General features: G+C 69.9%; 20 protein-coding genes. 11 read left to right on the top strand and 9 right to left on the bottom strand.

All coding sequences use genetic code 11. The features are described 5' to 3' along the window. Positions 1 to 123 precede the first annotated feature (123 nt). On the bottom strand, positions 124 to 774 hold the full coding sequence (locus ACI2L1_RS32005) for a hypothetical protein (protein ID WP_404742899.1): 651 nt from the start codon (positions 772 to 774) through the stop codon (positions 124 to 126). Between the two features lie 224 nt (positions 775 to 998). Between ACI2L1_RS32005 and ACI2L1_RS32000 the strand changes: the two genes are divergently transcribed. Together ACI2L1_RS32000 and ACI2L1_RS31995 are read left to right on the top strand one after the other, a co-directional pair. After that, a complete protein-coding gene (locus ACI2L1_RS32000) occupies positions 999 to 1,655 on the top strand; it encodes a helix-turn-helix domain-containing protein (protein WP_404742898.1) in 657 nt (218 codons plus the stop codon). 32 nt (positions 1,656 to 1,687) lie between these two features. Continuing rightward, positions 1,688 to 2,218 carry a toxin-antitoxin system, toxin component gene (locus ACI2L1_RS31995; protein ID WP_404742913.1) on the top strand — a complete coding sequence of 177 codons (531 nt, stop codon included), beginning with the start codon at positions 1,688 to 1,690 and terminating at the stop codon, positions 2,216 to 2,218. A 12-nt stretch (positions 2,219 to 2,230) separates the two neighbouring features. Here the strand turns inward: ACI2L1_RS31995 and ACI2L1_RS31990 are convergent, their stop codons facing one another. Continuing rightward, entirely contained in the window at positions 2,231 to 3,253 is a 1,023-nt protein-coding gene (locus ACI2L1_RS31990) for an alpha/beta fold hydrolase (protein ID WP_404742897.1), read from the bottom strand. 215 nt (positions 3,254 to 3,468) lie between these two features. Here ACI2L1_RS31990 and ACI2L1_RS31985 point away from each other — a divergent pair, with 215 nt between their 5' ends. Beyond that, a complete protein-coding gene (locus tag ACI2L1_RS31985) occupies positions 3,469 to 3,708 on the top strand; it encodes a hypothetical protein (RefSeq protein WP_404742896.1) in 240 nt (79 codons plus the stop codon). A 20-nt stretch (positions 3,709 to 3,728) separates the two neighbouring features. Here the strand turns inward: ACI2L1_RS31985 and ACI2L1_RS31980 are convergent, their stop codons facing one another. Continuing rightward, complete coding sequence (locus tag ACI2L1_RS31980) at positions 3,729 to 4,409, bottom strand: 4'-phosphopantetheinyl transferase (protein ID WP_404742895.1); 681 nt, start codon at positions 4,407 to 4,409, stop codon at positions 3,729 to 3,731. After that, positions 4,406 to 5,266: a metallophosphoesterase family protein gene (locus ACI2L1_RS31975; protein WP_404742894.1), complete on the bottom strand. Its 861-nt coding sequence runs from the start codon at positions 5,264 to 5,266 to the stop codon at positions 4,406 to 4,408. Before ACI2L1_RS31975 ends, ACI2L1_RS31980 begins: the two co-directional genes overlap by 4 nt. 265 nt (positions 5,267 to 5,531) lie before the next feature. Between ACI2L1_RS31975 and ACI2L1_RS31970 the strand changes: the two genes are divergently transcribed. Continuing rightward, positions 5,532 to 6,662, top strand: coding sequence for an ATP-grasp domain-containing protein (locus tag ACI2L1_RS31970; RefSeq protein ID WP_404742893.1), 1,131 nt, complete (start codon positions 5,532 to 5,534; stop codon positions 6,660 to 6,662). A gap of 163 nt (positions 6,663 to 6,825) precedes the next feature. Then, positions 6,826 to 8,502: a carbohydrate binding domain-containing protein gene (locus ACI2L1_RS31965; RefSeq protein ID WP_404742892.1), complete on the top strand. Its 1,677-nt coding sequence runs from the start codon at positions 6,826 to 6,828 to the stop codon at positions 8,500 to 8,502. 1 nt (position 8,503) lies between these two features. Here the strand turns inward: ACI2L1_RS31965 and ACI2L1_RS31960 are convergent, their stop codons facing one another. The 5 genes from ACI2L1_RS31960 to ACI2L1_RS31940 form a co-directional block, all read right to left on the bottom strand. Beyond that, entirely contained in the window at positions 8,504 to 9,379 is an 876-nt protein-coding gene (locus ACI2L1_RS31960) for a sulfotransferase family protein (protein ID WP_404742891.1), read from the bottom strand. A 154-nt stretch (positions 9,380 to 9,533) separates the two neighbouring features. Then, complete coding sequence (locus ACI2L1_RS31955) at positions 9,534 to 10,784, bottom strand: alpha-L-fucosidase (RefSeq protein WP_404742890.1); 1,251 nt, start codon at positions 10,782 to 10,784, stop codon at positions 9,534 to 9,536. A gap of 4 nt (positions 10,785 to 10,788) precedes the next feature. Next, a complete protein-coding gene (locus ACI2L1_RS31950) occupies positions 10,789 to 13,833 on the bottom strand; it encodes an alpha-mannosidase (protein WP_404742889.1) in 3,045 nt (1,014 codons plus the stop codon). A 76-nt stretch (positions 13,834 to 13,909) separates the two neighbouring features. Then, the gene (locus tag ACI2L1_RS31945) at positions 13,910 to 15,247 is read right to left on the bottom strand and encodes a 6-phospho-beta-glucosidase (RefSeq protein ID WP_404742888.1); all 1,338 of its coding nucleotides are present in this window, start codon (positions 15,245 to 15,247) and stop codon (positions 13,910 to 13,912) included. A gap of 151 nt (positions 15,248 to 15,398) precedes the next feature. Beyond that, positions 15,399 to 16,163, bottom strand: a complete 765-nt coding sequence (locus tag ACI2L1_RS31940; RefSeq protein ID WP_404742887.1) for a DeoR/GlpR family DNA-binding transcription regulator — start codon at positions 16,161 to 16,163, stop codon at positions 15,399 to 15,401. 127 nt (positions 16,164 to 16,290) lie between these two features. Here ACI2L1_RS31940 and ACI2L1_RS31935 point away from each other — a divergent pair, with 127 nt between their 5' ends. The 6 genes from ACI2L1_RS31935 (at position 16,291) to ACI2L1_RS31910 (ending at position 25,261) form a co-directional block, all read left to right on the top strand. Beyond that, entirely contained in the window at positions 16,291 to 17,328 is a 1,038-nt protein-coding gene (locus ACI2L1_RS31935; protein ID WP_404742886.1) for a carbohydrate kinase family protein, read from the top strand. Between the two features lie 66 nt (positions 17,329 to 17,394). Beyond that, on the top strand, positions 17,395 to 18,681 hold the full coding sequence (locus ACI2L1_RS31930; protein WP_404742885.1) for an ABC transporter substrate-binding protein: 1,287 nt from the start codon (positions 17,395 to 17,397) through the stop codon (positions 18,679 to 18,681). Beyond that, complete coding sequence (locus ACI2L1_RS31925; RefSeq protein WP_404742884.1) at positions 18,681 to 19,631, top strand: carbohydrate ABC transporter permease; 951 nt, start codon at positions 18,681 to 18,683, stop codon at positions 19,629 to 19,631. The genes ACI2L1_RS31930 and ACI2L1_RS31925 overlap by 1 nt, the downstream gene beginning before the upstream one ends. 14 nt (positions 19,632 to 19,645) lie before the next feature. Further along, positions 19,646 to 20,485 carry a carbohydrate ABC transporter permease gene (locus tag ACI2L1_RS31920; RefSeq protein WP_404742883.1) on the top strand — a complete coding sequence of 280 codons (840 nt, stop codon included), beginning with the start codon at positions 19,646 to 19,648 and terminating at the stop codon, positions 20,483 to 20,485. After that, complete coding sequence (locus ACI2L1_RS31915) at positions 20,482 to 23,406, top strand: glycoside hydrolase family 2 TIM barrel-domain containing protein (RefSeq protein WP_404742882.1); 2,925 nt, start codon at positions 20,482 to 20,484, stop codon at positions 23,404 to 23,406. Before ACI2L1_RS31920 ends, ACI2L1_RS31915 begins: the two co-directional genes overlap by 4 nt. 31 nt (positions 23,407 to 23,437) lie before the next feature. Next, complete coding sequence (locus ACI2L1_RS31910; RefSeq protein ID WP_404742881.1) at positions 23,438 to 25,261, top strand: LamG-like jellyroll fold domain-containing protein; 1,824 nt, start codon at positions 23,438 to 23,440, stop codon at positions 25,259 to 25,261.

Genomic DNA, 25,261 nt, shown 5'->3' with positions numbered 1-25,261 from the left:
GTGGATCGGAATCACCGAGCGCAGAGCGAGCCGGGACGGCGGCCCCGTGGAACGACTCCGCTCCACGGGGGCCGACAACTACTGACGGAGCGCCGTCGGCGACCTGAACGCCGGCGGTGCCCGTCAGGACTGAGGGGTGGGTACCACGCTGAGGTGGGTCGCCGTGCGGCGCGGGCGACGGCGGGTGGCGGCCGGACGAAGGACCAGGGTAAGCCGTGAGTAGCCCAGGTCGCGCAGGGTGCGCGGGGTCTCGTCGACGACCCGGCAGTCCGTGGCGCCCCAGCGCGGATCGGGGTGCACCAGGGGGCGTACGGCGCCGTCGTGTTCCACGGCCTGCTCGCCGACCGCGCGGATCCAGTGCGGCAGTCCTTGCCGGTAGGCGGCGTCCATGATCGGGTCCTGGGCGATGTCCCGGCGGATCGCCTGGAGCCCGTGGTCGTGGCCGTGGCGTTCCACCGCGGCCGCGAAGTGCGCGAGCATCGGCAGGCACCAGCGCGACTCGTGCTCGCCGAGGACGGTGCTCGCGTCGGGATGGAAGAGGACGAACCTGAGGAAGTTGTCGCCCGGCATGGCGGTGGGATGCGGGCCCATGGCACGGAAAAGTGACGCGAAAGCGGTGTTGGCGAGGACGACGTCCCAGCGGTGGTCGAGGACGACGGACGGGAAGGGGACGGCTTCCAGGAGCGTGGCGTAGTCCTGCAGATACGCCTGGGCTTCGAGCCCTTCGGGGACGGGCCGCAGTTCCGACCACTGCCCGCCTGCCTGATATGCCATCGGGAGGTCACCCCTCTTGCCTATGCGGCCTTCACGCGGCGCCTTGATCCTGCTTCCCCGAAGCGAGGCGTGTCAACTATCGTGGCATTCCGTGCCTGTTGACGGCTGAAATTGGCCACAGTTGTGGCGAGACCTGGATGTGAGTTCGAACAACGGGCTACTCTCCGGGAAGTTCACGGCGACGGCCTGTGAGAAGTCGGGTGAGAGACGTAGGAGATCTGTCGGTGTCGGATGGCTTCGAGAGCCCGGACGACGCGGCAACGGTCGTACTGACGGCCGTCGTCGCCCGCGTCACCGCACTCGCCGACCGGCTCGGCGTGCCGCACGCGCAGGTCTTCGACACCGGGCGCCTGTCGGTCGCCTCCGGTGTCCCCGAGCCCGTGGTCAAAGCCCTGCTGAGCGGGCGCCCGGCTGGTGAACCGGATGTCCAGGCACGGTTCCTGCAGCGGCTCGACCTGCTGCGCCGCACCCGGCTCAAGCCCAACGGACGCAAGTACACCCAGCAGGAGATCGCCGACGGCGCGGGCATGTCCCGACAGCAGGCCGGCGCCCTCATCAACGGCGACCGGCGGCCCACCATGGAGCACTGCGACGCCATCCAGCGATTCTTCCGCGTCCACGCCGGTTTCCTCACGGCCGAGGACCCCGAGGCGCTCGCGGGCGCGCTCCAGCACACCGAGCAGGAGCTGCTGCACAAGCTCGCCGACCGGGAGCGGGAGGCCGCGGCGGCTGTCGGCGACCCCCTGGAGCGGCTGTTGCAGGACCACGGCGTCCGCGGGATCGCCTGGCGGGCCGCGCAGCTGCCCACCGACCAGCACCGTGACAAGGTCGCCGAGTGGCTGGACATGCTCCTGGAGAGCGTCAAGCGGCCCGAGTCCTGATCCAGGGGAGAACTGTGGGCATCGGTAAGCACATGCGCCGCCTCAGCGGCGAGTTGGTGGCCGAGCTGGAGCTGACCGCACCGGCGCGGCCCGAGGACCTGTACGGCGCCCTGTGCGACGCGATGAGCAGACGCCGCGGCCGCCCCGTCCACTTCCGTACGGCGCCCTTCCCGCCCGGCACGGCCAGTGGGCTGTGGCTCGACATGGCCGACCAGGACCTCGTGGTGATCGAGGAACGCACCGCCCCCGACCACCAGCTGGTCATCCTCGGCCACGAGCTGTGGCACATGAACGCCGGCCACTGCTCCCACCACGTGGAGGGCGCCGCGGTCGCCGCCCGCCTCCTCAACGACGACGCCGATCTCCAGGCCACGGTGCGCAAGGTGGCCGCCCGCAGCCGCTTCGAGCTCGACGACGAGCGGGAGGCGGAGAGCTTCGGTCTGCTGCTGGCCAGCAAGTGCCGGGCGCTGCTGGCCGGTTCGTCACTGCGAGGCCCGGTGCAACGGGACCACCTGGCCGGACGTATCGAGACGTCGCTGGGTTACCTGGGCCCGCAGGGCTGAGGCGCGCGGAGGTCAGGTCGCGCTGCGTTCGCTCGCCTCTCTCAGGTTCCGCTCCACGGCCAGGGTCCGCGCGTCGCCCGGCCGCCCCCCGCACAACAGGTCCCGCCAGTGCTCCCGGCTCCAGTCCGCCGGGGCGGTGGTGGCCGTGAACTCCTCGACCAGCGCGACGAACCGGGCCGGGTCGGTGTGGAACGGGAAGTGGCCCGCACCCCCGAAGATCTCCAGGCGGCTGCCGGGCATCGCCGCGTGCGCCCCGAAGGCGTGCCGGACCGGCACCACGCTGTCCCGGTCGCCCCACAGCAGCATGGTCGGCATGCCCTCGGTGAGATAGCAGCGGTCGAGCATGGTGACGACCTGGCCGCGCCAGTCGACGACCGCGCGCAGGGTGCGGATGAAGGCGTTGCGGGAGGTCTCGTCGGGGAGGGCGTCGACGAGGTTCAGCAAGTCCGGGGCGTCCTGGCCGAGGTCGGTGTCCAGGAGCTTCATCAGCCGTACGGCGAGGCCCACTTGGAGCCGCATGCCGGGCAGTCGCAGCGAGGACAGCATGAGGTGGGCGCCGGGCAGGGACACCAGCCGCAGCACGGGGTTGACCTCACGGCCCACCCCGCCCGCGCTGACCAGGATGAGCCGCTCGGTGCGCTCGGGGAACTGGTAGGCGAACTGCATCGCCACTCCCCCGCCCAGCGAGTGCCCGACCAGGGTGGCCGACTCGATGCCGAGAGTGGTGAGCAGATCGCGTACACCGTTGGCGTAGGCGGCCACCGAGTAGTCGGCGCGCGGCTTGTCGGAGTCGCCGTGGCCGAGGAGGTCGGGGGCGATCACGGTGTGGCTGCGGGCGAGGTCGGGGATCAGCTCGGCCCAGGTCGCGGAGGAGTCCCCGATGCCGTGGATGAGCACGAGCGGCGGCCCTTCGCCTGCCATGCGGAAGGCACGGCGGTAACCGTGCACCACGCGGTACCGCAGCTCCAGTTCTCCGTCGCCCACCGAGCGCAGCGGGACGGCGCGCACCGAGCGCCGATGCGGGTCGTCGACCATGTACCCGCCTCCCGTTCCCTTGGCCGTGACAAGGCGGCCGAAAGCCCTTCCTCCCAGCGTAGGACCGCATTCCCCACGGTGGTTTCGGTGAGGTTTCGCCTCCGCTAAGCGGGCGAACGGCTCGCCGTGGAAGCCGGATTGTCAGTGGCGGACGGCAAGCTGGAGACAGACACCCGTGTGGGGTGCGACCGACGCCGACTTGGGGAGAGCCGCCGATGCCCACCGCCGTACTGACCGACCGTGAGCGCACCGCCGTCCAGGCCTATCTGCGGCTGCTGCACACGGTCCGTGCCGCTTTCGACACCGCGTCAGGACCGCCCGACACCGCCAGGCCACCGGTTGTCCCGCCGGCGGTCCTCGCCGAGGCCGACCAGGCCCTCGCGGCCGCGGGCCTCGCGGGCAACGAGGAGGAGTTCTTCGGTCTGCTGCGGAGCTGGTGCCCGCCGGAGCCTTAAGCGGGGCGGGTGCCGTGCGCTCAGGCGTGCGGCACCGTCACCGAGGTCGCCACCAGGCCCTCCTGGACCCTCCAGCGACCATCGAAGACGCCGAGCCGCTCCCCGCCCACCAGCGGGCCGGGGACGAGGAGTTCGGCGCGCAGGGTGCCGCTGAGGGGCTTTCCCGGGTCGACGGCGATCTCGATGTCGGCCTCGGAGAAGTCCAGCCACTTGCCGGTGAGGGGGAACCACGCCTTGTAGACGGATTCCTTGGCGCTGAACAGCAGCCGGTCCCAGTGCACGGCGGGGTGTGCTTCGGCGAGTTCCCGCAGTCTGACCCGCTCGCCCGGCAGGGAGACGCTCTCCAGCACGCCCTCCGGGAGGGGCCCGTGGGGTTCGGCGTCGATGCCGAGGGAGGCGAGGTCGGTGGCGCGGACCAGGGCGGCGGCGCAGTAGCCGTCGCAGTGGGTCATGCTGCCGGTGATCCCGGCCGGCCACCGCGGGGCTCCGCGTTCGCCGGGCAGGATCGGCTGCGGCGGCACGCCGAGCTTCTCCATGGCCCGGCGGGCGCAGGCCCGTACGACGGTGAACTCGCGGCGCCGCTTGGCGACGGCCGGGGCGATGAGCGCCGCCTCCTCGGGGTAGAGCACCGCGTGCTCCGGCTCGTCGCCGCCGTACACCTCGACGGCCACCACAGAGTCCGGCAGGAGTTCCTCGATCACCGTGCGCCGACCTCCCTGGGCACGATCCGGCGCAGTCGTCCCGGCGGGTCCGGCCGCTGCCGCCACTCCCGTGGATAGCCCACCGACACCTCCTCGAACCGGACACCCTCGTGCCAGGTGGTCCGGGGGATGTGCAGATGACCGTAGACCATCGTCTCGACCCGGAACCTGCGGTGCCAGTCGGCGGTCAGTGTGGTGCCGCACCACATGGCGAACTCGGGGTGCCACAGGACGTCCGTGGGGTGCCGGTCGAGCGGGTAGTGGTTGACCAGGACGGTGGGCAGGTCGTCGGGGAGCTCGGCGAGTCTTCGCTCGGTCTCGGCGACCCGGGCCCGGCACCAGGCCTCGCGGGTCGGGTAGGGGTCGGGGTGCAGCAGGTGCTCGTCGGTGCAGACGATGCCTGTGCCGTGGGCGTACTCAAGGCCCTGTTCCTTGGTGGCGCAGCCGGCCGGGAGGAACGAGTAGTCGTACAGCAGGAAGAGCGGGGCGACGGCGACGGGGCCGCCGGGGCCGTCCCAGACGGGGTAGGGGTCCTCGGGGGTGAGGACGCCGAGCTCCCGGCACATCTCGACGAGGTGCTCGTAGCGGGCGACCCCGCGCAGGGTGACGGTGTCCTTCGGGTGGGTCCACAGTTCGTGGTTGCCGGGGGCCCAGACGACCTTGCGGAAGCGGCCGGCGAGGGTCCCCAGCGCCCAGCGGACGTCGGCGACGGTCTCGGCCACGTCGCCGGCCACGAGGAGCCAGTCGTCGTCGGTCCCGGGCCGCATCCCCTCGACCAGGGCACGGTTCTCGGGATAGCCGATGTGCAGGTCGCTGATGGCCACAAGCTGTGCGGCACCACCGGCCGTAGACGTCACTTCCCGCCCCTTCCGAGCACCCGGGTGTGACCACGAGAACACATTTGGTTTCCTGGTACAAGAGTGGATCGCGGCCGTGCGACTTCATGATCGGAAAATCCGTAACACGTGCGTTGCACGCGCACCCCCTTTGAAGCCGTATGATCGCCCCACCACCACCGCTCTGAACTTCCCTTCGCACGGGGCGGTTTGGTGACCCTCCAACCACCCTGCCCGGGCACGGGCCCACTCCGCCCTGCCCCAAAGCGCCCGAAAGGCGGCATGCATGCTCTCTCGCGTACGCGTCTGGCTCAACCGCACGTACGCGGAGAACGTGTTCTTCATGGATCAGCTGCGGCGAAATCCCAGCGATCGGGCCGTCGAGATCCACGCGACACACGGCGACGCCGACTCCCCTGTCCTGGCCGCCGCCGACACCGCCGAACTGGAGCCCGAGGGCCTGTCCCCGGCCGCCTACGTCGAGTTCGCCCTCGACCAGTGCCAGCGCCGCGGGATCGACGTGTTCGTGCCCCGGCTGCAGCAGGCCGCGATCGTGGCGCACCGGGCCGACTTCGCCGCGGTCGGTACGGCGCTGCTCGCGCCGCCGCCGGAGGGCGTGGCCGTCTTCCACGACAAGGTCATCGCCTACGAGGCGGTCCAGGCGGTCGGCGTCCCGGTGCCGCCGTGGTGGCGGGTGCGGACCGCGGACGAGCTGGTCGCGGCCGTGGAGGAGCTGGAGGCGGGCGGTCACCGCGCCTGCTTCAAGCCTGCGTCCGGCGCGGGCGGAGTGGGCTTCCGGGTCATCACGCGCGCCCCCTTCTCACTCATGCACCTCAACGGGTTCCCCAGCCCGTACGTCTCCCTCGACATGGTCGTCGAGGCGCTCGAACAGGCCGACGAGCAGGTGGACTGGCTGGTCATGCCGCGTCTTGAGCAGCCGGAGGTGTCGGTGGACACCCTCACCGGGCCCGACAACCGGGTGCGGCTGGCGATCGGCCGCACGAAGAACGGGCGCCGTCGGGGGTTCACGCTGCAGGATCAGTGGCTGGAGCCGGCGCGGCTGATCGCCGAGGAGTTCGGGCTGCACTATCTGTCCAACATCCAGTTCCGGATGTTCGGTGACCGGCCCGTGCTCATGGATGTCAACACGCGCCCCGCCGGGGGGTTGCACCAGCTGTCCCTCTGTGGGGTCAATGTGCCTTGGGCCGCTGTGCAGTTGGCGCTCGGGGAGGACCCCGGGGTGATCGAGCCGCCGTTCCTGGGACAGGACTACACCGTGGTGTCGGGGCCGAGGCAGTTGCGTCCGGTGTCGATTCCGGCCCAGCGGGAGGTTCCCGAGCCGTTGCCCGCGGCGCCGGCGCCTGCGGCCGCGGAGGCCGTTGCCGTCGAGGCCGCGGGACAGGTACTGCCGCTCTAGGTTGTCTGCCGGGTGCGGGTCGACTGTGGCTTGTCGCGCAGTCCCCCGCACCCCCGGGTAGGTCCAGATCCTGTCCGCTGTCTTGACAGGGTCATTGGTCCATACCAATCTGATGGCGCACCCCCTTCACTCCCGAACACCCCCATATCTTCAGGGAGATCGCGTGCGCAACCCACTCAGACGTTCCAGACTCCTCGCTGTCCTCGGCTCCGCCGCTCTCGCATTCGTCGGTGCCGTCGCTCTTCCCCAGACGGCCCAAGCGGCCAATGTCCTGACCAACCCCGGCTTCGAATCCGGAAGCCTCTCCCCCTGGACCTGCACCGGCAACCTCGGGTCCGTCGTCTCCTCTCCGGTCCACGGGGGCTCCAAGGCGCTGCAGGGCGCGGTGAGTTCCAGTGACAACGCGCAGTGCAGCCAGACCGTCGCCGTCCAGCCCAACACCACCTACAGCCTCAGCGGCTGGGTGCGCGGCTCCTATGTGTACCTCGGTGTCAACGGCGGAGCCTCGACGTGGACTTCGTCCCCTTCGGCGTACAGCCAGCTGACCACGTCCTTCACCACCGGCGCCGCGCAGACCAGCGCCACCATCTACGTCCACGGGTGGTACGGGCAGGGCACGTACTACGCGGACGACATCAGCCTCGACGGCCCCGGCGGCGGTGGTTCGGACACCCAGGCGCCGAGCGCGCCGACCGGGCTGGCCTCGACGGGCAAGACGTCGTCGAGCGTGTCACTGAAGTGGAACGCCGCGACGGACAACGTGGGTGTCACGGCGTACGACATCTACAGCGGCTCCAACAACGTCCTCACCGTCTCCGGTACATCCGCCACGGTCAGCGGGCTCTCGCCCAGCACGGCGTACACCTTCACCGTCAAGGCGCGGGACGCGGCCGGGAACACCTCCGGGGCCTCGGGCTCCGTGAGCGTGACGACGGACGCGGGCACTGGCGCCGACACCGGCTTCAAACAGGCCGCGCCCTATCTCTACGAGGGCTGGGGCGATCCCCCGAGCCCGAGCACGGTGATGAGCGCGACCGGCGTCAAGTGGTTCACGATGGCGTTCATGCTGGACTCCGGGGGCTGCAACCCCGCCTGGGACAGCACCCGGCCGCTGACCGGCGGTGTCGACCAGACCGCCATCAACCAGATCCGTGCCGCCGGCGGTGACATCGTGCCGTCGTTCGGCGGCTGGCTGGGCAGCAAGCTCGGCGCCAACTGCTCCTCGGCGAGCGCGCTCGCGGCCGCGCTCCAGAAGGTGATCGACGCCTACTCGCTCAAGGCGATCGACATGGACATCGAGAACACCGACGAGTTCGAGAACGAGGCCGTCCAGGCGAGGATCCTCACCGCCCTGAAGACGGTCAAGGCCAACAACCCCGGTCTGAAGACCATCGTCACCTTCGGCACGTCGACCACCGGCCCGAACTACTACGGCAACCGGCTCATCGAGCAGGCACAGTCGCTCGGCGCGAACATCGACGTCTTCACCATCATGCCGTTCGACTTCGGCGGCGGCTCCGACATGTACGGCAGCACCGTGAACGCCACGGAGGGGCTGAAGGCCAAGCTGAAGTCGACGTTCGGCTGGGACGACGCCACCGCCTACTCCCACATCGGCATCTCCGGCATGAACGGGCTCTCCGACCAGCAGGAGAACACGACTCCGGCGATCTGGACGCAGATCCGCGACTGGGCCAACTCCCATCACATCGCGCGCCTCGCGTTCTGGTCGGTCAACCGCGACCGGCCGTGCCCGGGCGGGGGCGTGGTCAGCAACTGCTCCGGCATCAGCCAGAACAACTGGCAGTTCACCTCGATCACGGCCGGATTCACCGGCTGAGTCACCCCTCCGGATACCCCCATGCCTTCGCCAACTCGGCGAGGCGTGGGGGCAGTTCCGCGTTCGGGTCGGCGGGCCTGGCGGGCTGGATGCGGCCCGACTTGATGGTGCTGGACCAGTCGCCGAGCTGCGGGCGGAAGTCGCCGTGGTCCTTGCTGCCGTAGTCGAGCATCGCGCTCTCCCACGGGAGGCCCAGGTAGTCGCACAGGGCGCGGGTGGCCCGTTCCGGCTCGGCGGTGAGGTCCTCGTACGTGATCACATGGCAGTCGAGGGCCTGGCGGGCCTCTTCCAGCTTCTCGGCGTACTCCAGGACCTCGGCCCGGATCGCCTCGTGGTCGGGGTCCGTGCGGCGGCTGGTGAGGGAGGTGATGACCGCGCCGGGGTGGCGCAGCAGGACGATGTACTTCGCGTTCGGCCAACATCGGTGCAGCCGGGGCCAGATGAGGGTGTTCGCCGGGGTCTTGTCGGCGATGACGTCCTTGCCGCTGCGGGCGAGTTCGAGGTGCAGGACCCGGTCCCACAGGACGTGTTCCAGCTCCTGCTTGTCCAGTTCGAGGGCCTTCATGGCCTCGGAGGAGAAGTCACGGCTCAACTCGACGTGCAGGGTGCGCAGATGCATCTCGTGCGGGGCGCGGATCCGGCTGTGGCTGTTCAGCAGCACCCGCAGCAGGGTCGAGCCGGAGCGCACGGACGACAGCACGAACACCGGGGACTCCACCAGGCGCGGCGCGCAGGGGGCGACGTACGACGACGTCCCGGTGGACCGGGGCGACGGTACGGCGTCCAGGTTGCGGCGCGGCGGGCTCACCGCCTCCTTCATCAGCCGCCCCCGGCGCCTCAGTCCCTTGCCGATCGCGGACATACGCGGGTCTCGCACGGTGTCACCTTTCCTTCGTGCCTCGGTTCCGCATCCCAGGGGCGAGACACGAATTTCAGGTATCCGAAAAGGAAACAGAAAGGGTCACGGCGGGCCAAAAACCCGCCGTGACCTGGAAACTTACCGCTCTCTTAATAATTGATGGGAATCACCCTCAGAACCGCCCCGAGCCGCGGTACAGCTCCGCTTCCCCGTCCAGCTCGACCTTGAGCACCGTGGCGTACGGGTCGAGGTCCGCCTCGGCCGGCGGATCGATCCACACGATGCCCACGGCCTCGTGGAGCCCGCCGACCAGTTTGTGTCCGAGTTCGGTCCCGGTGCCGAGGACGGTGACCTTGCGGACCGGGGTGACCAGCCCGCGCAGCCCGATCTCGGCGCGTGGCGCGTCGAAGAGGACCAGATAGAGCGTCCGGCCGTCCGCGGAGAGCGTGCTGGGCCCGTAGTGGTGCCCGGCGGGCAGCCCGCGCACGGTCCCGTACACGGCCTCGGAGTGCTTCCCGATCCACTCCCCCAGTCCTTCGAGCCGCTCGACCTGGGGCGCGGGGATGGTCCCGTCCTCCATCGGGCCGACGTCGAGCAGCAGGTTGCCGCCTCCACCGATGGTCTCGGTGAAGTAGCGGATCAGCTGGGCGAGCGACTTGTGGTTGTGGTCGTGGTGCTGGTAGCCCCATGAGTCGTTGATCGTCAGGCACAACTCCCAGGGACCCTCGGGGGGTTCGATGGGAGCACCCTGTTCGGGGGTGGCGTAGTCGCCCTCGCTGAGCATGCGGGCGTTGAAGACGACGTCCGGCGTGTACGACCGGATGAGCGCGGCGAGTCCGGGGATGCGCCACTGCTCCTCGCTGCGGTCCCACTCGCCGTCGAACCACATCAGGTCGGGCCGGTAGCGGGAGGCCAGCTCACGGATCTGGCCGTCCCGGTAGGCGATGAACCGTTCCCAGGCCGCCAGGTCCTCGTGCTCTGCGGCGACCTCGGAGTAGCGGTTGTCCTCCTGCTCCGATGGGCGGCCCGGCTTGCGCGTGGAGGCGTAGTCGGGGTGGTTCCAGTCGGAGTGGGAGTAGTAGAAGCCGACCTTGAGGTCCCTCTCACGCAGCGCCTCGGCGTAGGGGCCGATGTAGTCCTTGCCGAGGTTCAGGTCGCCGTACTCGGTGTCCCACAGCGCCACACCGTCGTGGTGACGGGTCGTCAGCACGGCGTACCTGGCCCCGGCCCGGGCGAACAGGTCGGCCCACGCACGCGGGTCGTACCTGGCGCCCGTGAACCGCTCCAGCTGGGACATGTACTGATCGTGCGGGACGATGTCGTCGTAGAACGACCAGGACTCCTGCACGCCGTCCACGGCGTAGATGCCCCAGTGGATGAAGATCCCCAACTTGGCGTCGGTGAACCAGGGTTGCATCGGCACCGGGTCAGCCCCTCTGCAACCGGAGTGTCAGCACCTGGAAGGGGCGCAGCGAGACCGACACCCCGCTCTCGGTGACCTCGGCCGTCTCCTCCAGCGGGCGCTCCAGCAGGTCGGTCACCTGGGCTCCGGCGAGCGGGAAACCGGTGCGCAGGACGCCCCGAGCGCGACCGCCGCCCGACTCGTACAGGCGGACCACGACGTCACCGGACCCGTCGTCGGCGAGCTTGACCGCCTCGACGGTCACGCCCTGGCCGTCGACCGAGACGACCGGCTCGGGAGCGCCCGCCGCGTCCGCCACCCGGAGCGGCAGGTTGAGGGAGTAGCCCTCGGCGACGGTGTCCTCGATGCTCGCGCCGGGCAGCAGCGAGTAGGTGAGGCGGTGCCTGCCCTGGTCGGCCTCCGGGTCCGGGATGCGCGGGGCGCGGACCAGGCTGAGCCGCACCGTGGTCGTCGTACCGCCGTCCTCGCGGACCGTGCGGGAGACGTCGTGGCCGTAGGTGGAGTCGTTGAGGACCGCGACGCCGTAGCCCGGTTCGCCGACGTGCACCCAGCGGTGGCCGGAGACCTCGAAGCGGGCCGCCTCCCAGCTGGTGTTGGTGTGCGTGGGCCGCTGGATGTGGCCGAACTGGATCTCCGCGGAGGAGTGCGCGGCCCGGACGTCCACCGGGAAGGCGGCCTTGAGGATCTTCTCGGCCTCGTGCCAGTCGATGTCGGTCTCGAAGTCGATGCGGGGGCTGTCGGCGCGCAGGGTGATGGTCTGGGTGATCGTGGAGCCCTTGCCGAAGGACCGGGTCACACGGATCGCCCCCAGCAGCGGGTCCTCGGAGACGACCTCGACCGAGGTGGGCTCCAGAAGGTCCGTGTACCGGTTCTGGTAATGCTTGTCGATGTCCCAGGCGTCCCAGTAGTTCGGGAGGTCGGTGTGCAGACGGAGCAGGTTGCCCTTGTCGCCCAGCACCTCCCGGCCGGCCCGCAGATCGAGGACGGAGGAGAGCGTGCCGTCCTCCGCCACCTCCACGCGCACCAGACCGTTGTCGAGGACGCGACCGGAGACACGCACCGGCTGCGCGGGCTCGGCGTCGGTCAGCGCCGCGCTGCCGTTCGCGGGCACCTCGACGTACGCCAGAGCCTCATCGCCCGTACGCACCACCTCGGCCCGGTCGAACGGGCTGGTGTTGAAGACCCGGGCGCCACCGGCACCCAGCGCGGCCACCGCCTCGGCGGTCAGCGCCTCCAGCTCCTCGGCGACCCGGGCGTACTCGGCCTCGGCCTCGCGGTGCACCCAGGCGATCGAGGAGCCCGGCAGGATGTCGTGGAACTGGTGCAGCAGGACCGTCTTCCACAGCCGGTCGAGCTTCTCGTACGGGTAGGAGTAGCCCGGCGCGTGCAGCGCGGCCGTCGTCGCCCACAGCTCGGCCTCGCGCAGCTTGTGCTCGGAGCGGCGGTTGCCCTGCTTGGTGCGGGCCTGTGAGGTGTAGGTGGCGCGGTGCAGCTCCAGGTAGAGCTCGCCGACCCAGACCGGGGCGTCCGGGTATTCGGCGCGGGCCTGGGCGAAGAAGTCGTCGGGGTGCTCGACGACGACCTTGGGCGAGCCCTCCAGGTCGGCGAGGCGCCGGGCGCGTTCCATGATCTCGCGGGTGGGGCCGCCACCGCCGTCGCCCCAGCCGAAGGGGGCCAGCGAGCGCGTGCCGCCGCCCTTCTCGCTGTAGTTGCGGACCGCGCGGTCCATCTCCACGCCGCTGAAGCGGGCGTTGTAGGTGTCGACCGGCGGGAAGTGGGTGAAGATCCGGGTGCCGTCGATGCCCTCCCACCAGAAGGTGTGGTGGGGGAACTTGTTGGTCTGGTTCCAGGAGATCTTCTGGGTGAGGAACCAGTCGTTTCCTGCCAGCTTGGCGAGCTGCGGGTAGGCGCCGGTGTAGCCGAAGGAGTCCGGCAGCCAGACGCCCTTGGTCTCGACGCCGAAGTGCTCGATGAAGAACCGCTTGCCGTGGACGAGCTGGCGGGCGATGGCCTCGCCGCCGGGCAGGTTGCCGTCGGCCTCCACCCACATGCCGCCGACCGGGACCCACTGGCCCTTCTTCACTGAGTCCTGGATGCGGGCCCACACGTGCGGGTAGTTGTCGCGGACCCACTCGTACTGCTGGGCCTGGGAGCAGGCGAAGATGAAGTCGTCGTACTCGTCGGCGAGCGCGGTGACGTTGGAGAAGGTGCGGGACGTCTTGCGCTTGGTCTCGCGGATCGGCCACAGCCAGGCGGAGTCGATATGGGCGTGGCCGACACCGGAGATGGTGTGTGCGCTGGCGTTGGCCGGCTTGGCCAGGACAGGCGCGAGCACCTCGCGGACGGCCGCCGCGCTGCCGGAGACGTCGTCCAGGTCGAGGACGTCCATGGCCCGGTCCAGGGCGTGCAGGATCTCGTGGCGGCGGGGCTCGTGGTCGGGGAGGTGGACCATCAGCTCGCTCAGCACCTGGATGTCCAGGTCGAGGTGGAAGACCTCCTCGTCGAGGATCGCGAGGTCGGCGCGCTGGAAGGTGTAGAGCGGCGCGGAGCCGGCCGTGAGCTTGTCGCCCATCGGCGTGACCTTGGAGAAGTCGTCCTTGAGGATGTCCGGGTTGGAGGCCGCTTCGACCAGGTAGTCGATCTGCTCGCCGCCGGTCGCCGGGTTGGCGATGGGGACGTACTGGTTGAGCGGGTTCACGGCCTTCAGGGGGCGGCCGTCGGGCAGGTGGACCAGGGCCTCGGCCTGGTTGCCGGGCCAGTCGCCGATGAAGCCGAGGTCGATGACCGCCTCGACGCGCTTTCCGGCCCACTCGGCGGGCACCTGGCCGCGCATCCGGAACCAGGTGGTGCCCCAGGGCGGACCCCACGGGGTGTCCATCGCGAAGGGCGTGTACCGGGCGGCGGCGGCCTCCTCGAAGGAGACGGGCTCGCCGGGCGCCTGCCAGGCCTCGACCTCGAAGGGGACGGTGGCCGCGTGGATGGCGGGCTTGATGCGCTGGTCGTGGGCGCGCTGGACGCGCTCCTCGATGCGGCGGCGTTCGTCGTGCATGAAAGGTCTCCAGGGAGGGAGAGGGCGAGCTGGTGGGGCCGGGAAGCGAGGGGAAAGCGCTTTCCAAAGACAGACGCTACTTAAGGTACGCCAGCCCCGGATGCACCGAGGTGTAGCCCTCGACCAGCTTGCGGGCGACATTGACGGAGTCGACGAGGGGGTGCAGCGCGAAGGCCTTCACCGCGGTCGCGCGCGAGGCGGACTCGGCGGCGGCGAGGACCTCCCGCTCGACCGCCTTGACCGAGCAGACCAGGCCGGTGGCGTGGTCGGGCAGCGGGGCGACGGTGACCGGGTGGGCGCCGTTGGCGTCGACGAGGCAGGGCACCTCGATGACGGCGTCGTTGTCGAGCACGGAGAGCGTGCTCTGGTTGCGGACGTTCAGGATCAGCGTGGTGCGCTCGTCCCGGGCGATGGCCCGCATCAGGGCGAGGGCGACCTTCTCGTAGCCGCCGGAGAGGTCGTCGGCTTCGCGTTCGCCGGCACCGGCGCTCTCCCGGTTCTCGGACATGTAGGTGGCCTCGCGCTCGGCGCGGGTGCGGTCCCACACGTCCAGCGCCTTCGCGCCGGGGGCGCCGACCTCGTCGTAGAACCGCGCCTGCTGGTCGTGCAGGAAGGCGCCGCGGGTGCGCTCGGCCTGCTGGTAGGCGCGGACGGCCTCGCGGTTGAAGTAGTAGTAGTGCAGGTACTCGTTGGGGATCGCGCCGAGGGACTGGAGCCAGTCGACGCCGAAGAGCTTGCCCTCCTCGAAGGAGCCGAGCAGGTCGGGGTCGGCGAGCAGGCGCGGGAGTTCGTCCCGGCCGGCGATCTTGAGGCCGCGGACCCAGCCGAGGTGGTTGAGGCCGACGTAGTCGATCCAGGCCTCATTGGGGTTGGCGCCGAGCACGCGCGCGATACGGCGGCCGAGGCCGACCGGGGAGTCGCAGATGCCGATGACGCGGTCGCCGAGGTGGCGGGACATGGCCTCGGTGACCAGGCCCGCCGGGTTGGTGAAGTTGATGACCCAGGCGTCGGGGGCGAGCCGGGCCACCCGCTGGGCGATGTCGACGGCGACCGGGACGGTGCGCAGGCCGTAGGCGATGCCGCCCGCGCCGACCGTCTCCTGGCCGAGGACGCCCTCGGCGAGGGCCACCCGCTCGTCGTTGGCACGGCCCTCCAGGCCGCCGACGCGGATCGCCGAGAAGATGAAGTCGGCGCCGCGCAGGGCCTCGTCGAGGTCGGTCGTGGTCGTCACCGTGGGGGCGTCCACGACCGCCGCGGCCTGCTCGGCGAGGACCCGGCCGACCGCGGAGAGCCGCCCGGCGTCCAGGTCGTGCAGGACGACCTCGGTCACCCGGCCCTCGGCGCGGTCCGTCAGCAGCGCGCCGTAGACGAGCGGGACCCTGAAGCCGCCGCCGCCGAGAATGGTCAGCTTCACCGGTGTCCTCCAGAGGTGCTCCGGCTGGCGGGCCGGGCATGGGTCGAGCCTTCGCCGAGCGCGTCGCGAGAACCGGACACGCGCGGTCTCCTTGCACTTGTCACACTGATCACACGTGCCGTTCTTGTCGTACGGGGCCGAGAGCGCGCCTTCACACCGGACCCTTTCCCGCCAGGACCACCTCGACGCCCGCCTCCTCCAGGGAGGAACAGGTCGCCGCGTCGACCGGCGCGTTCGTCACCACCACGTCCAGGTCCTCGGGACCGCAGACCTTCGCCATGCCCGTGCCCGGGAACTTGGCCGTGTCGGCGAGCAGGACGATCCTGTCGCTCGCCTTGATCATGGCCCGTTTGACCGGCACCTCGACGACCGTCGTGTCCATCACCTGCCCACCGGGGCGCACTCCACTGGTGCCCAGGAAGAGCCAGTCGGCGTGCAGCTGGCGCAGATTGTCCTCGGTGAGGAAGCCGACCAAGGAGCGGTACTCGCGGCGGACCATGCCGCCGAGCAGCACCAGCTCGATGCCCTCGTCGTCGGCGAGCTCCTCGTAGACCACCAGGTTGCTGGTGATCACGGTGAGCCGGCGGCCGTGCAGCTGCCGGGCCAGCCGGTAGGCGGTGGTGCCGATGTCGAGCAGCACCGACTGGCCGTCCTTGACCAGGGCCGCGGCCCTGGCGGCTATCGCGTCCTTCTCGGCCACCCGGACCTCGGCGACCTCGGCGAAGGGCTGGTCGCCCTCCTCGGCGCGCGCGCCGCCGTGCACCCGGGTGAGCAGCCCGTCGTCCTCCAGCTTGACGAGGTCACGCCGGATGGTGGCGGGGCTCACACCGAGTTGCTCGGAGAGGTCCGTCACGGCCGCGGGGCCGCCCGAGCGCAGGGCCCGCAGGATGAGTTGGTGTCGTCGTTCAGCCAGCACGCCGTGAACACTACTCGTCATCTTCAATCATTTCCATGCTCGGTTCTGCTTGGGTATTGACCAATGTCGCCGAGCGGCGCACGATTCCCGTCATCGAAATTGACGAGTTTTGACGAGAGGCGCTCACGTGGACGACGACCGGCCCGAGGTGCTGCTGACCGGGCTGCTCTTCTACGACCTCGTCCTGACGGGTCTGGGAAAGCCGCCGACGCCGGGTGAGGAGATCTGGACGGCCGGTATGGGCTGCGGCCCCGGCGGCATCGCCAACCTGGCGGTGGCCGCGTCCCGCTTCGGGCTGCGCACATCCCTGGCCACCGTCTTCGGCGACGACTTCTACGGCGCCTACTGCCGGGAGGTCCTCGCAGGCCAGGAAGGCGTCGACCTCTCGCTCTCCCGGGTCGCGGGCGGCTGGCACACCCCCGTCACCGTCGCCCTCGCGCACGGCCACGACCGAGCCCTGGTCACCCACGGCCAGGAGCCGCCGTACTCCCAGGACACGCTGATGGGCGACCCGCCCGAGGCCCGCACGGCCCTCGTGCACCTGGAGGCCGAACCGCGCGCCTGGCTCGCCAAGGCCGCCGCGAACGGCACCCGGATCTACGCGGACGTCGGCTGGGACCCCACCCAGGAATGGTCCACCGATCTCCTCGACCAGCTGGCCCTGTGCCACGCCTTCCTCCCCAACGAGACCGAGGCGATGGCCTACACCCGCACCGACAGCGCGGTCGCGGCTCTCGGCACGCTCTCCGAGCTGGTGCCGGTGGCCGTGGTCACCCGGGGCGGGGACGGCGCGGTCGCCGTCGACCAGATCACCGGTGAGTACGCGGATGTCCCGGCGCTCGCCGTGGACGTGCTCGACGCCACGGGCGCCGGTGATGTCTTCGGCGCTTCGTTCGTCGCCGCCTCGCTGGGCGGCTGGCCGCTGGAGGAACGGCTGCGGTTCGCCGTCCTGGCCGCGGGTCTTTCCGTACGGAATCACGGCGGGGCCCTGGCGGCCCCGGGCTGGTACGGAGTGGACCAGTGGTGGCGCTCACTGACGGACCCCGATCTGAAGCGCGCCTACGGCTTCCTGGCGGACCGCATCCCGGCGGACGTGGGACCACCGGTGCGGTACGCGCCGGTCACTCCATCCATCCCCCCGTGCGAGACCGCACGGCGGAACTGACCCCGCAAGCCCCCCACAAGCCCCTCGAATGCACGTCCCGAAAAGATCCGAAAGGCGGTGGGAGCTGTGCGGCTCTCACGAAGAGGCCTGCTCCGCGCGGGCCTGGCCGGTACGGCCGCCACGGCCCTCGGCGGCCTGGCGTCAGGCTGTGCCGTTCCGGCCGGTTCGACCGGCCGGAACATGGTCCTCTGGTACTGGAGCGGCGGTCTGAGCGACACCGTCGTGAAGAACGCCAAGGCCCGTTACGACAGTTCGGTGGACCTCCAGGCCATCCAGATCGGCGGTCAGTACCGCTCCAAGCTCATCACCACCATCACCGGCCGGGCCCACATCCCCGACATCGCGGGGCTCAAGGGCGAGGACATGGCCGCCTACCTGCCGAACGCGGACCAGTTCATCGACCTCAGGACACTGGGCGCGGAGAAGTACAAGGACCAGTACCTGTCCTGGAAGTGGGACCAGGGCATAGCCGACGACGGCACGATGGTCGGCTTCCCGATCGACTGCGGACCGGTCGCGCACTTCTACCAGTACGACGTGTTCCGCAAGGCGGGGCTGCCGTACGAGCCCGACGACGTCACGAGCGAGCTCGACACCTGGGAGAAGTTCTTCGACGCGGGCGTGCAGCTGGGCAAGCGCGTCTCGGGGGCCAAGCTGCTCACCGACGTCAACTCGGTCTTCGAAAACGTCGTGCAGCAGGGCGCGAAGCGGTACGTCGACAAGGACCGCCACTTCATCGGCGACCAGGAACATGTGCGCCGGGCCTGGGCGTTGGCCGTGGAGGCCAAGCAGCGGAAGATCGTCTCGGATCTGGTCAGCGGTACCCCGGACCAGTTGTCCGCCATCCAGGACGGCAAGCTCCCCAGCCAACTCAACGCCTCCTGGGCCTCGTTCGACATCAAGAACGGTGTGCCGAAGACCAAGGGCAGGTGGCGGGTGGCGCAGATGCCCGTCAGTCCCGCCAACAACGGCGGTTCGTTCCTGTCGGTCACAAAGGAGTGCCGGGAGCCCGAGCAGGCCTTCGAGATCATCACCTGGATCCTCAACGCGTCCAACCAGGCGCAGGGTTACGTCGACGCGGGCCTCTTCCCCTCCACGCCCGCCTCGTACGGCCTCAAGCAGATGCAGGAGCCCGACCCCTTCTTCGGCGGCCAGGTCACGACCGACGTCTTCGGTCCTGCCGCGCAGAAGATCGTGGTCGCCTACAACAGCCCGTTCGACATCGCGCTCGGGCAGCCCCTCAAGGACGAGATCAAGAACGTCGGCGTCCTCGGCAAGGACCCCAAGAAGGCCTGGAGTGACGCCATGAGCAAGTGCCGTCGCATCGCGAAGCACCTGGGGGTGAGCTACTGATGGCCGTCCTGGAGCAGACCCCGCCCGCGGTGGCGCAACCGTCCCCGACGCAGCCCAAGAAGGGCCTGCGCAAGTACTGGCACCTCTACGCCGCGATCTCCCCCTTCTACCTGATCTTCCTCGGCTTCGGCCTCTTCCCGGTCGGTTTCTCCCTCTACCTGTCCTTCCACCGCTGGGACGGCCTCGGCTCGATGGAGTGGGCCGGACTCTCGCAGTACCAGTACCTGCTGAGCGACAGCGACTTCTGGAACTCGATCGGCAACACGATCATCATCTGGGCCCTTGCCACCTTCCCCATGATCTTCCTGGCGATGGTCACGGCCGTGATGCTCAACTCCGCGGTCCGGTTCAAGGGCCTGTACCGCGTCGCGTACTTCCTGCCGAACGTCACCTCGGTCGTCGCGATCGCGATCGTCTTCGGCTCGATCTTCTCCACCAACGCCGGCATGGTGAACGCCGTCCTGCACGCGGTGGGCATCGACCAGGTGGCCTGGCTGAACACGCCCTGGGGCATCAAGGTCACCATCGCCGCGCTGATGACCTGGCAGTGGACCGGCTACAACGCCATCATCTTCCTCGCCGGGCTCCAGACCATCCCGAGCGACCTGTACGAGGCCGCGCGCATGGACGGCGCCGGTCCGATCCAGACCTTCTTCCGGATCACACTCCCGCTGCTGCGGCCGACGCTGCTGTTCGTGCTCGTCGTCTCGACGGTCACCGGTCTGCAGAGCTTCTCCGAACCACAGGTCCTGCTCCAGACCTCCTCCAACGACTCCACGTTCGCGGGCGGTCCGGGCCACTCGGGCCAGACGATGGTCCTCTACTTCTTCCAGCAGACCTTCGACAACAACGACTTCGGGTACGGAGCGGCGGTGGCCTGGGGCATCTTCCTCGTCGTCGTGCTCTTCTCGATCATCAACTGGCGCCTCGTGCAGCGCCGCGGCGACTAGGAAGGGCGCGCATCATGTCTTCCATCAAGGGATCCCGCCGCAGAGGGATCGCGCTGCACCTCCCGCTGATCCTCGGCACCCTGATCTCGGCCTTCCCGTTCTACTGGGCCGTCATCATGTCGACGCACAGCTCGTCGGAGATCTTCTCCTACCCGCCCAAGCTGCTGCCGGGCACGCACTTCCTGGAGAACGTCCGGGGCCTGTTCGACGCCGTCGACTTCTTCGGGTCGATGTGGAACTCGCTGATCGTCGCGGTCTCGGTGACGTTCCTGGTCCTGCTCTTCGACTCGCTCGCGGCCTTCGTCTTCGCCAAGTTCGAGTTCCCGGGCAAGAACGCGCTGTTCGGGCTGCTCATGGTCATCTTCATGGTGCCGGCGCAGCTGTCGGTCATCCCGCAGTTCGTGATCATGGCGAAGATCGGCTGGATCGGCTCGATGACCGCGCTGATCGTGCCGGCCGCGGCCAACGCCTTCGGCATCTTCTGGATGCGCCAGTACATGAAGTCGGCCATCCACGACGAACTGCTCGACGCCTCCAAGCTGGACGGCGCGGGCTTCCTGCGCCAGTACTGGCACGTGGCCCTCCCGGTGGTCCGGCCGGGTCTCGCGTTCCTCGGCATCTTCACCTTCATGGGCCAGTGGAACGACTTCGCCTGGCCCCTGATCTCCCTGACCAACCCGGGCAACGTGACCCTCCAGGTCGCGCTGTCCCAGCTCAACGGCACCCACGGCACCACCGACTACGGCATCGTGATGACCGGCGCCCTGCTCGCCCTCATCCCGCTGCTGATCGTGTTCGCGCTCGGCGCCAAGCAGATCATCGGCGACCTCGCGAAGGGGGCCGTCCGCGGATGACCAGCGATCCCCTGCTGGCCCTGCGCCCCTGGGAGGCACCCGAGGTGACCTCCTGGGGGCGGCTGCCCATGAACGCCGTCGACCGGCGCTCCGGAGCACTCCCCCTGGACGGCGACTGGCGCTTCCAGTTGCTGCCCGCTCCGGACGCGCCGGTCGGCGGCTCCTGGTCGACCTCCCACGTCCCCGGCGTCTGGACGATGCAGGGCACGGACGACCTGCCGCTGTACCTCAACGTCCGCATGCCGTTCCCCGAGTTCCCGCCCCACTCCCCCGCGGCCAACCCCACGGGCGTCCACGAGCGTGAGGTGGACGTGCCCGCCGAGTGGGCCGGACACCGGATCGTGCTCCAGGTCGGGGCCGCCGAGAGCGTGCTGCTCGTGCAGGTGGACGGGCGGCCCGTCGGGATCTCCAAGGACTCCCACCTGGCGGCCGAGTTCGACCTGACGGGGCTCGTGCGCGCCGGCGCGCGGAGCGTCGTACGACTGACGGTGATCAAGTGGTCGGACGCCTCGCACATCGAGGACCAGGACCAGTGGTGGCACGGCGGGATCACCCGGCCGGTGCTGCTGTACGCGACGGATCCGCTGTATCTGGCGGACGTGACCGTGCGCGCCTCCCACGGCGGCGAGTTGCGGGTCGACTGCCAGGTGCGGGACGCCGGCGGCGCGCTGCCCGAGGGGTGGTACGTCAGTGGGGAGCTGGAGGGGCAACCGCTCACCCAGGACGCGGAGTTCGACCGGTTCAACGCCGAGGACGAGCGGGTCTCCGACTTCCTCGGCGAGGCACGGCTGCGGACCGTCGTGGCGAACGTCCGGACCTGGAACGCCGAGACACCCGAGCTGTACTCGCTCACCGTCCGGCTGCACCGCGCCGACGGCACCGTGGCCGACACCTCACGGCACCGGATCGGCTTCCGGGACGTCGAGATCTCCGGCCGGGACCTGCTGGTCAACGGTGAGCGGGTGTTCATCCGGGGTGTGAACCGGCACGACTTCCACCCGCTGACCGGGCGGACGGTGTCGTACGACGACATGCGCGCGGATCTGATCACGCTGAAGCGCTTCGGGTTCAACGCGATCCGCACCTCCCACTACCCGAACGATCCGACGCTGTACGACCTCGCCGACGAGCTCGGGTTCTACGTCGTGGACGAGGCCGACATCGAGTCGCACGACCACGCCCACGAGATCGCCGACGACCCGCGCTATCTGAACGCCTTCGTGGACCGGGTCTCGCGGATGGTGCTGCGGGACAAGAACCATCCGTCGGTCATCGTGTGGTCGCTGGGCAACGAGTCGGACTACGGGGCCAACCACGACGCGGCCGCCGGCTGGGTACGGCGGCACGATCCGACACGGCCGATCCAGTACGAAGGAGCCGCGAAGCTGGACTGGGCGGCCACCGGCGACGCGTCCGACATCGCCTGCCCCATGTACGCCTCGCTGGAGGAGTGCGTGGAGCACGCGCTCTCCGGGCGGCAGACCAAGCCGCTGATCTGGTGCGAGTACTCCCACGCGATGGGCAACAGCAACGGCACGCTCGCGGACCATTGGGCGGCCATCGAGTCAACGCCGGGTCTTCAGGGCGGGTTCATCTGGGAGTTCTGGGACCACGGCATTCTCCAACGTGTGAACGACGGCAGACCGGTCGGGCGTGGGGGCGCCGGGCTCCATGACAACGGTGTCGCCGCGCCCGGGTACCGGTGGGCGTACGGCGGTGACTTCGGCGAGTCCCTCCACGACGGCGCCTTCATCGCCGACGGCGTGGTCTTCCCCGACCGCACGCCCAAGCCGGTGATGTACGAGCACCGGGAGATCGCGGCGCCGGTGCGGATCGAGTGCTTCAAGCACGAGGGCATCGTGCTCGGCAACCACCAGCACTTCCGCGGCCTGGCCTGGCTGGCCGGCGAGTGGGAGCTGTCCCTGGCCGACGGCCGTACCCTGACCGCACCCGCCGAACTGCCCGATCTGCGGCCCGGTGAGACGGCGACGGTGCCGCTCCCCTTCGAGCTGCCCGAGGAGGGCGGCGAGGCCTGGCTGACGCTGCGGGTGACGACCGCCGAGGACCAACCCTGGGCACCGCGCGGCACGGTGGTGTGCGTACCGCAGGTGCGGCTGCGGGAAGCCGCGCCCCAGGCTCCGGTCGCCGTACGGAACCGTTCCGTCGAGGTCGACGACGACGGCCTCCTTGTCCACCCCCTGCTCACCTCCGCGCCCACGCTCTCCCTGTGGCGGGCGCCCACCGACAACGACGAGCTGGGCGGCATGGCACCGCGCTGGCGCGCCTGGGGCCTCGACGCGCTGGTACGCAAGGTCGCGGACGTAGACCGGGCCGAAGGCCGCGTCACCGTGCACGCCGAGTACGCCTGCGAGGCGGGTGTCGTCCGCCACGCGCAGGTCTTCACCGCGGTCGAGGGCGGTGTGCACGTCGAGGAGTCGGCCGAACTGCCGGAGGCCCTCGTCGACGTGGCGCGGGTCGGCTCCGTGTTCGAGACGGTCGCCGGGCTCGACCTGATGGAGTGGTACGGACAGGGCCCCTGGGAGTCGTATCCGGACCGCGGCTTCGGGGCGCCCGTCGGCCATCACGCGGTGCCCGTGGACGAGTTGTTCACCCCCTATCTGCGTCCGCAGGAGAGCGGCGGCCGGCACGGTGTACGGCACTTCACTCTCTCCGCGCCCGACGCCACCGGCCTCTCCGTCCTTCTGGACGAGCCGCGCCAGGTCGGCGTGACCCGCTACCGCGCCGCGGACCTCACCGCCGTGGCCCATCACGACGAGCTCGTCCCGAGGGCGGGCTGTGTGGTGCACATCGACGCGGCCCACCGTGGCCTCGGCACCGCCTCGTGCGGCCCCGACACCTCTGCCTCCTACCTCGTCGCGCCGGGCGTCCATCGCTGGAGCTGGACCCTTCGCGCGCTCTGATCCCCCTCGACTTCCCCGCTACGGAGCACACGTGTGTACTTCGCATGACCAGAATCAGGGCGAGGCCGCGCAGGCCGGTGCCGGACGGCGCGGTTTCCTGCGGGCGACGGCGCTCCTTGGCGCGGCCGCCGCGGCGGGTGTCGCGGTGCCGACGGCGGCCGAGGCCACGACGTCCCGCCGTCGTCCCGACACCGAGAGCCGGCGTTTCACGCTGGCCGTGATGCCCGACACGCAGTACCTCTTCGACGGTCCGAGCATCGACAAGGCACCGGTCGAGGCCTCGCTGCGGTATCTGCTGGAGCAAGGCGAGGAGGAGAACATCGTCTTCCTGTCCCACCTCGGCGACCTCACCCAGAACGGCGCGGCGGCCGAGTTCGCCGCGATCGGCGACGCGTTCAGGCTGCTCGACCGGCGGGGCGTCGGCTACAGCGTCCTCGCCGGCAACCACGACGTGAAGTCGTCCACCACCGACCAGCGCGGCGCGACGCCGTACCTGGACGTGTTCGGCCCCGACCGGTTCAAGGGCCACAGGACCTTCGGCGGTGCCTCGCCCGACGGCTACAACACGTACCACCTCTTCAAGGCCGCGGGCCGCGAGTGGATGGTCCTCGCGCTGGACTGGCGCCTCTCGGACAAGGGGTACGCCTGGGCGAAGAGCGTCCTGGCCGCCCACCCGAGGACCCCGGTGGTCCTGACCACGCACGAGCTGGTCGTCGAGGACGACACCCTGTCGGGCTACGGTCAGCAGCTGTGGGACCAGCTGGTCAAGGACCACGACCAGATCTTCCTCACCCTCAACGGCCACTACTGGCCGGCCGGTCGGGCGACCCGCAGGAACACGGCGGGCAACGACGTCCATCTGCACCTGACGAACTACCAGAACCGGTACTTCGGCGGCGCGGCCATGATCCGCCTGTACCGCTTCGACCTCGACCGCGGTGTGATCGACGTGGAGACGGTGTCCCCGTGGATCCTGGGCCGGGCCGCGAAGGGGCTCAACGAGCTCGAACGGCAGGAGATCGAGCTGAGCGGGGACGCCGACCGGTTCTCGGTCGAGATCGACTTCGCGTCCCGCTTCGCCGGCTTCGCCCCGGTGCCGGAGCGCGCGGCCCGCCCCGCGTCGAAGATGCTGGTGCCCGGCACGGTCGCCTACTGGCGCTTCGAGAAGGCGGTCTCCGGCACCGTCCGTGACCTCTCCGGTCGCGGAAACGACCTGAGTGTCGTCAGCGTGGGCGGCGGTTCGCTGGGCTGGTCCTCGGACCACCACCCCGACCAGCCCGGCCACGGCAGCCTGGAGTTCCAGGGCTACAAGTCGCCGCTCAAGGGCGCGTACCTGAGGACGGTGGACGGGGCACCGCTCAACTCGGCGACCTTCAAGGACGGTTACACCATCGAGGCGTTCTACCGCCTGCCGGCGGACTGGGACCCGGACCACAACGCCTGGTCGGGCCTGGTCGGTCGGACCGGTACCGGCGGCGCCGCGGGCAAGACCGGCGACGACCCCGACGAACCGCTCGCCACGCTGTCCCTCTCCAACGACCGTGAGCCGCAGTGGGCCATGCGCCCGCTCAACCAGGAGGGCATCGCCACCAACTGGGGCCAGGAGACCCCACTGGAGACCTGGTGGCACCTCGCCGTCGTGAACGACGGACAGCACACCACGCTGTACGTCCAGAGCTGCCCGGTCGTCCGCAACCCGAAGGCGTCCGCCGTCGGGATCACCTCGGTCGGACTGCCGTGGCTGCTCGGCGGCTACACCTACGCCGACAAGATCGACCAGATCTTCCACGGGCGCCTCGGCGACGTCCGGATCGTCGGACGGGCGCTGCCTGTCTCCTCCTTCATGACCCACTGA

The sequence above is a fragment of the Streptomyces sp. NPDC019531 genome, assembly GCF_044903305.1.
Lineage (GTDB): Bacteria > Actinomycetota > Actinomycetes > Streptomycetales > Streptomycetaceae > Streptomyces.
Note: the sequence above shows the minus strand (reverse complement) of the source record. Positions and strands in the feature narration are given on the sequence as shown.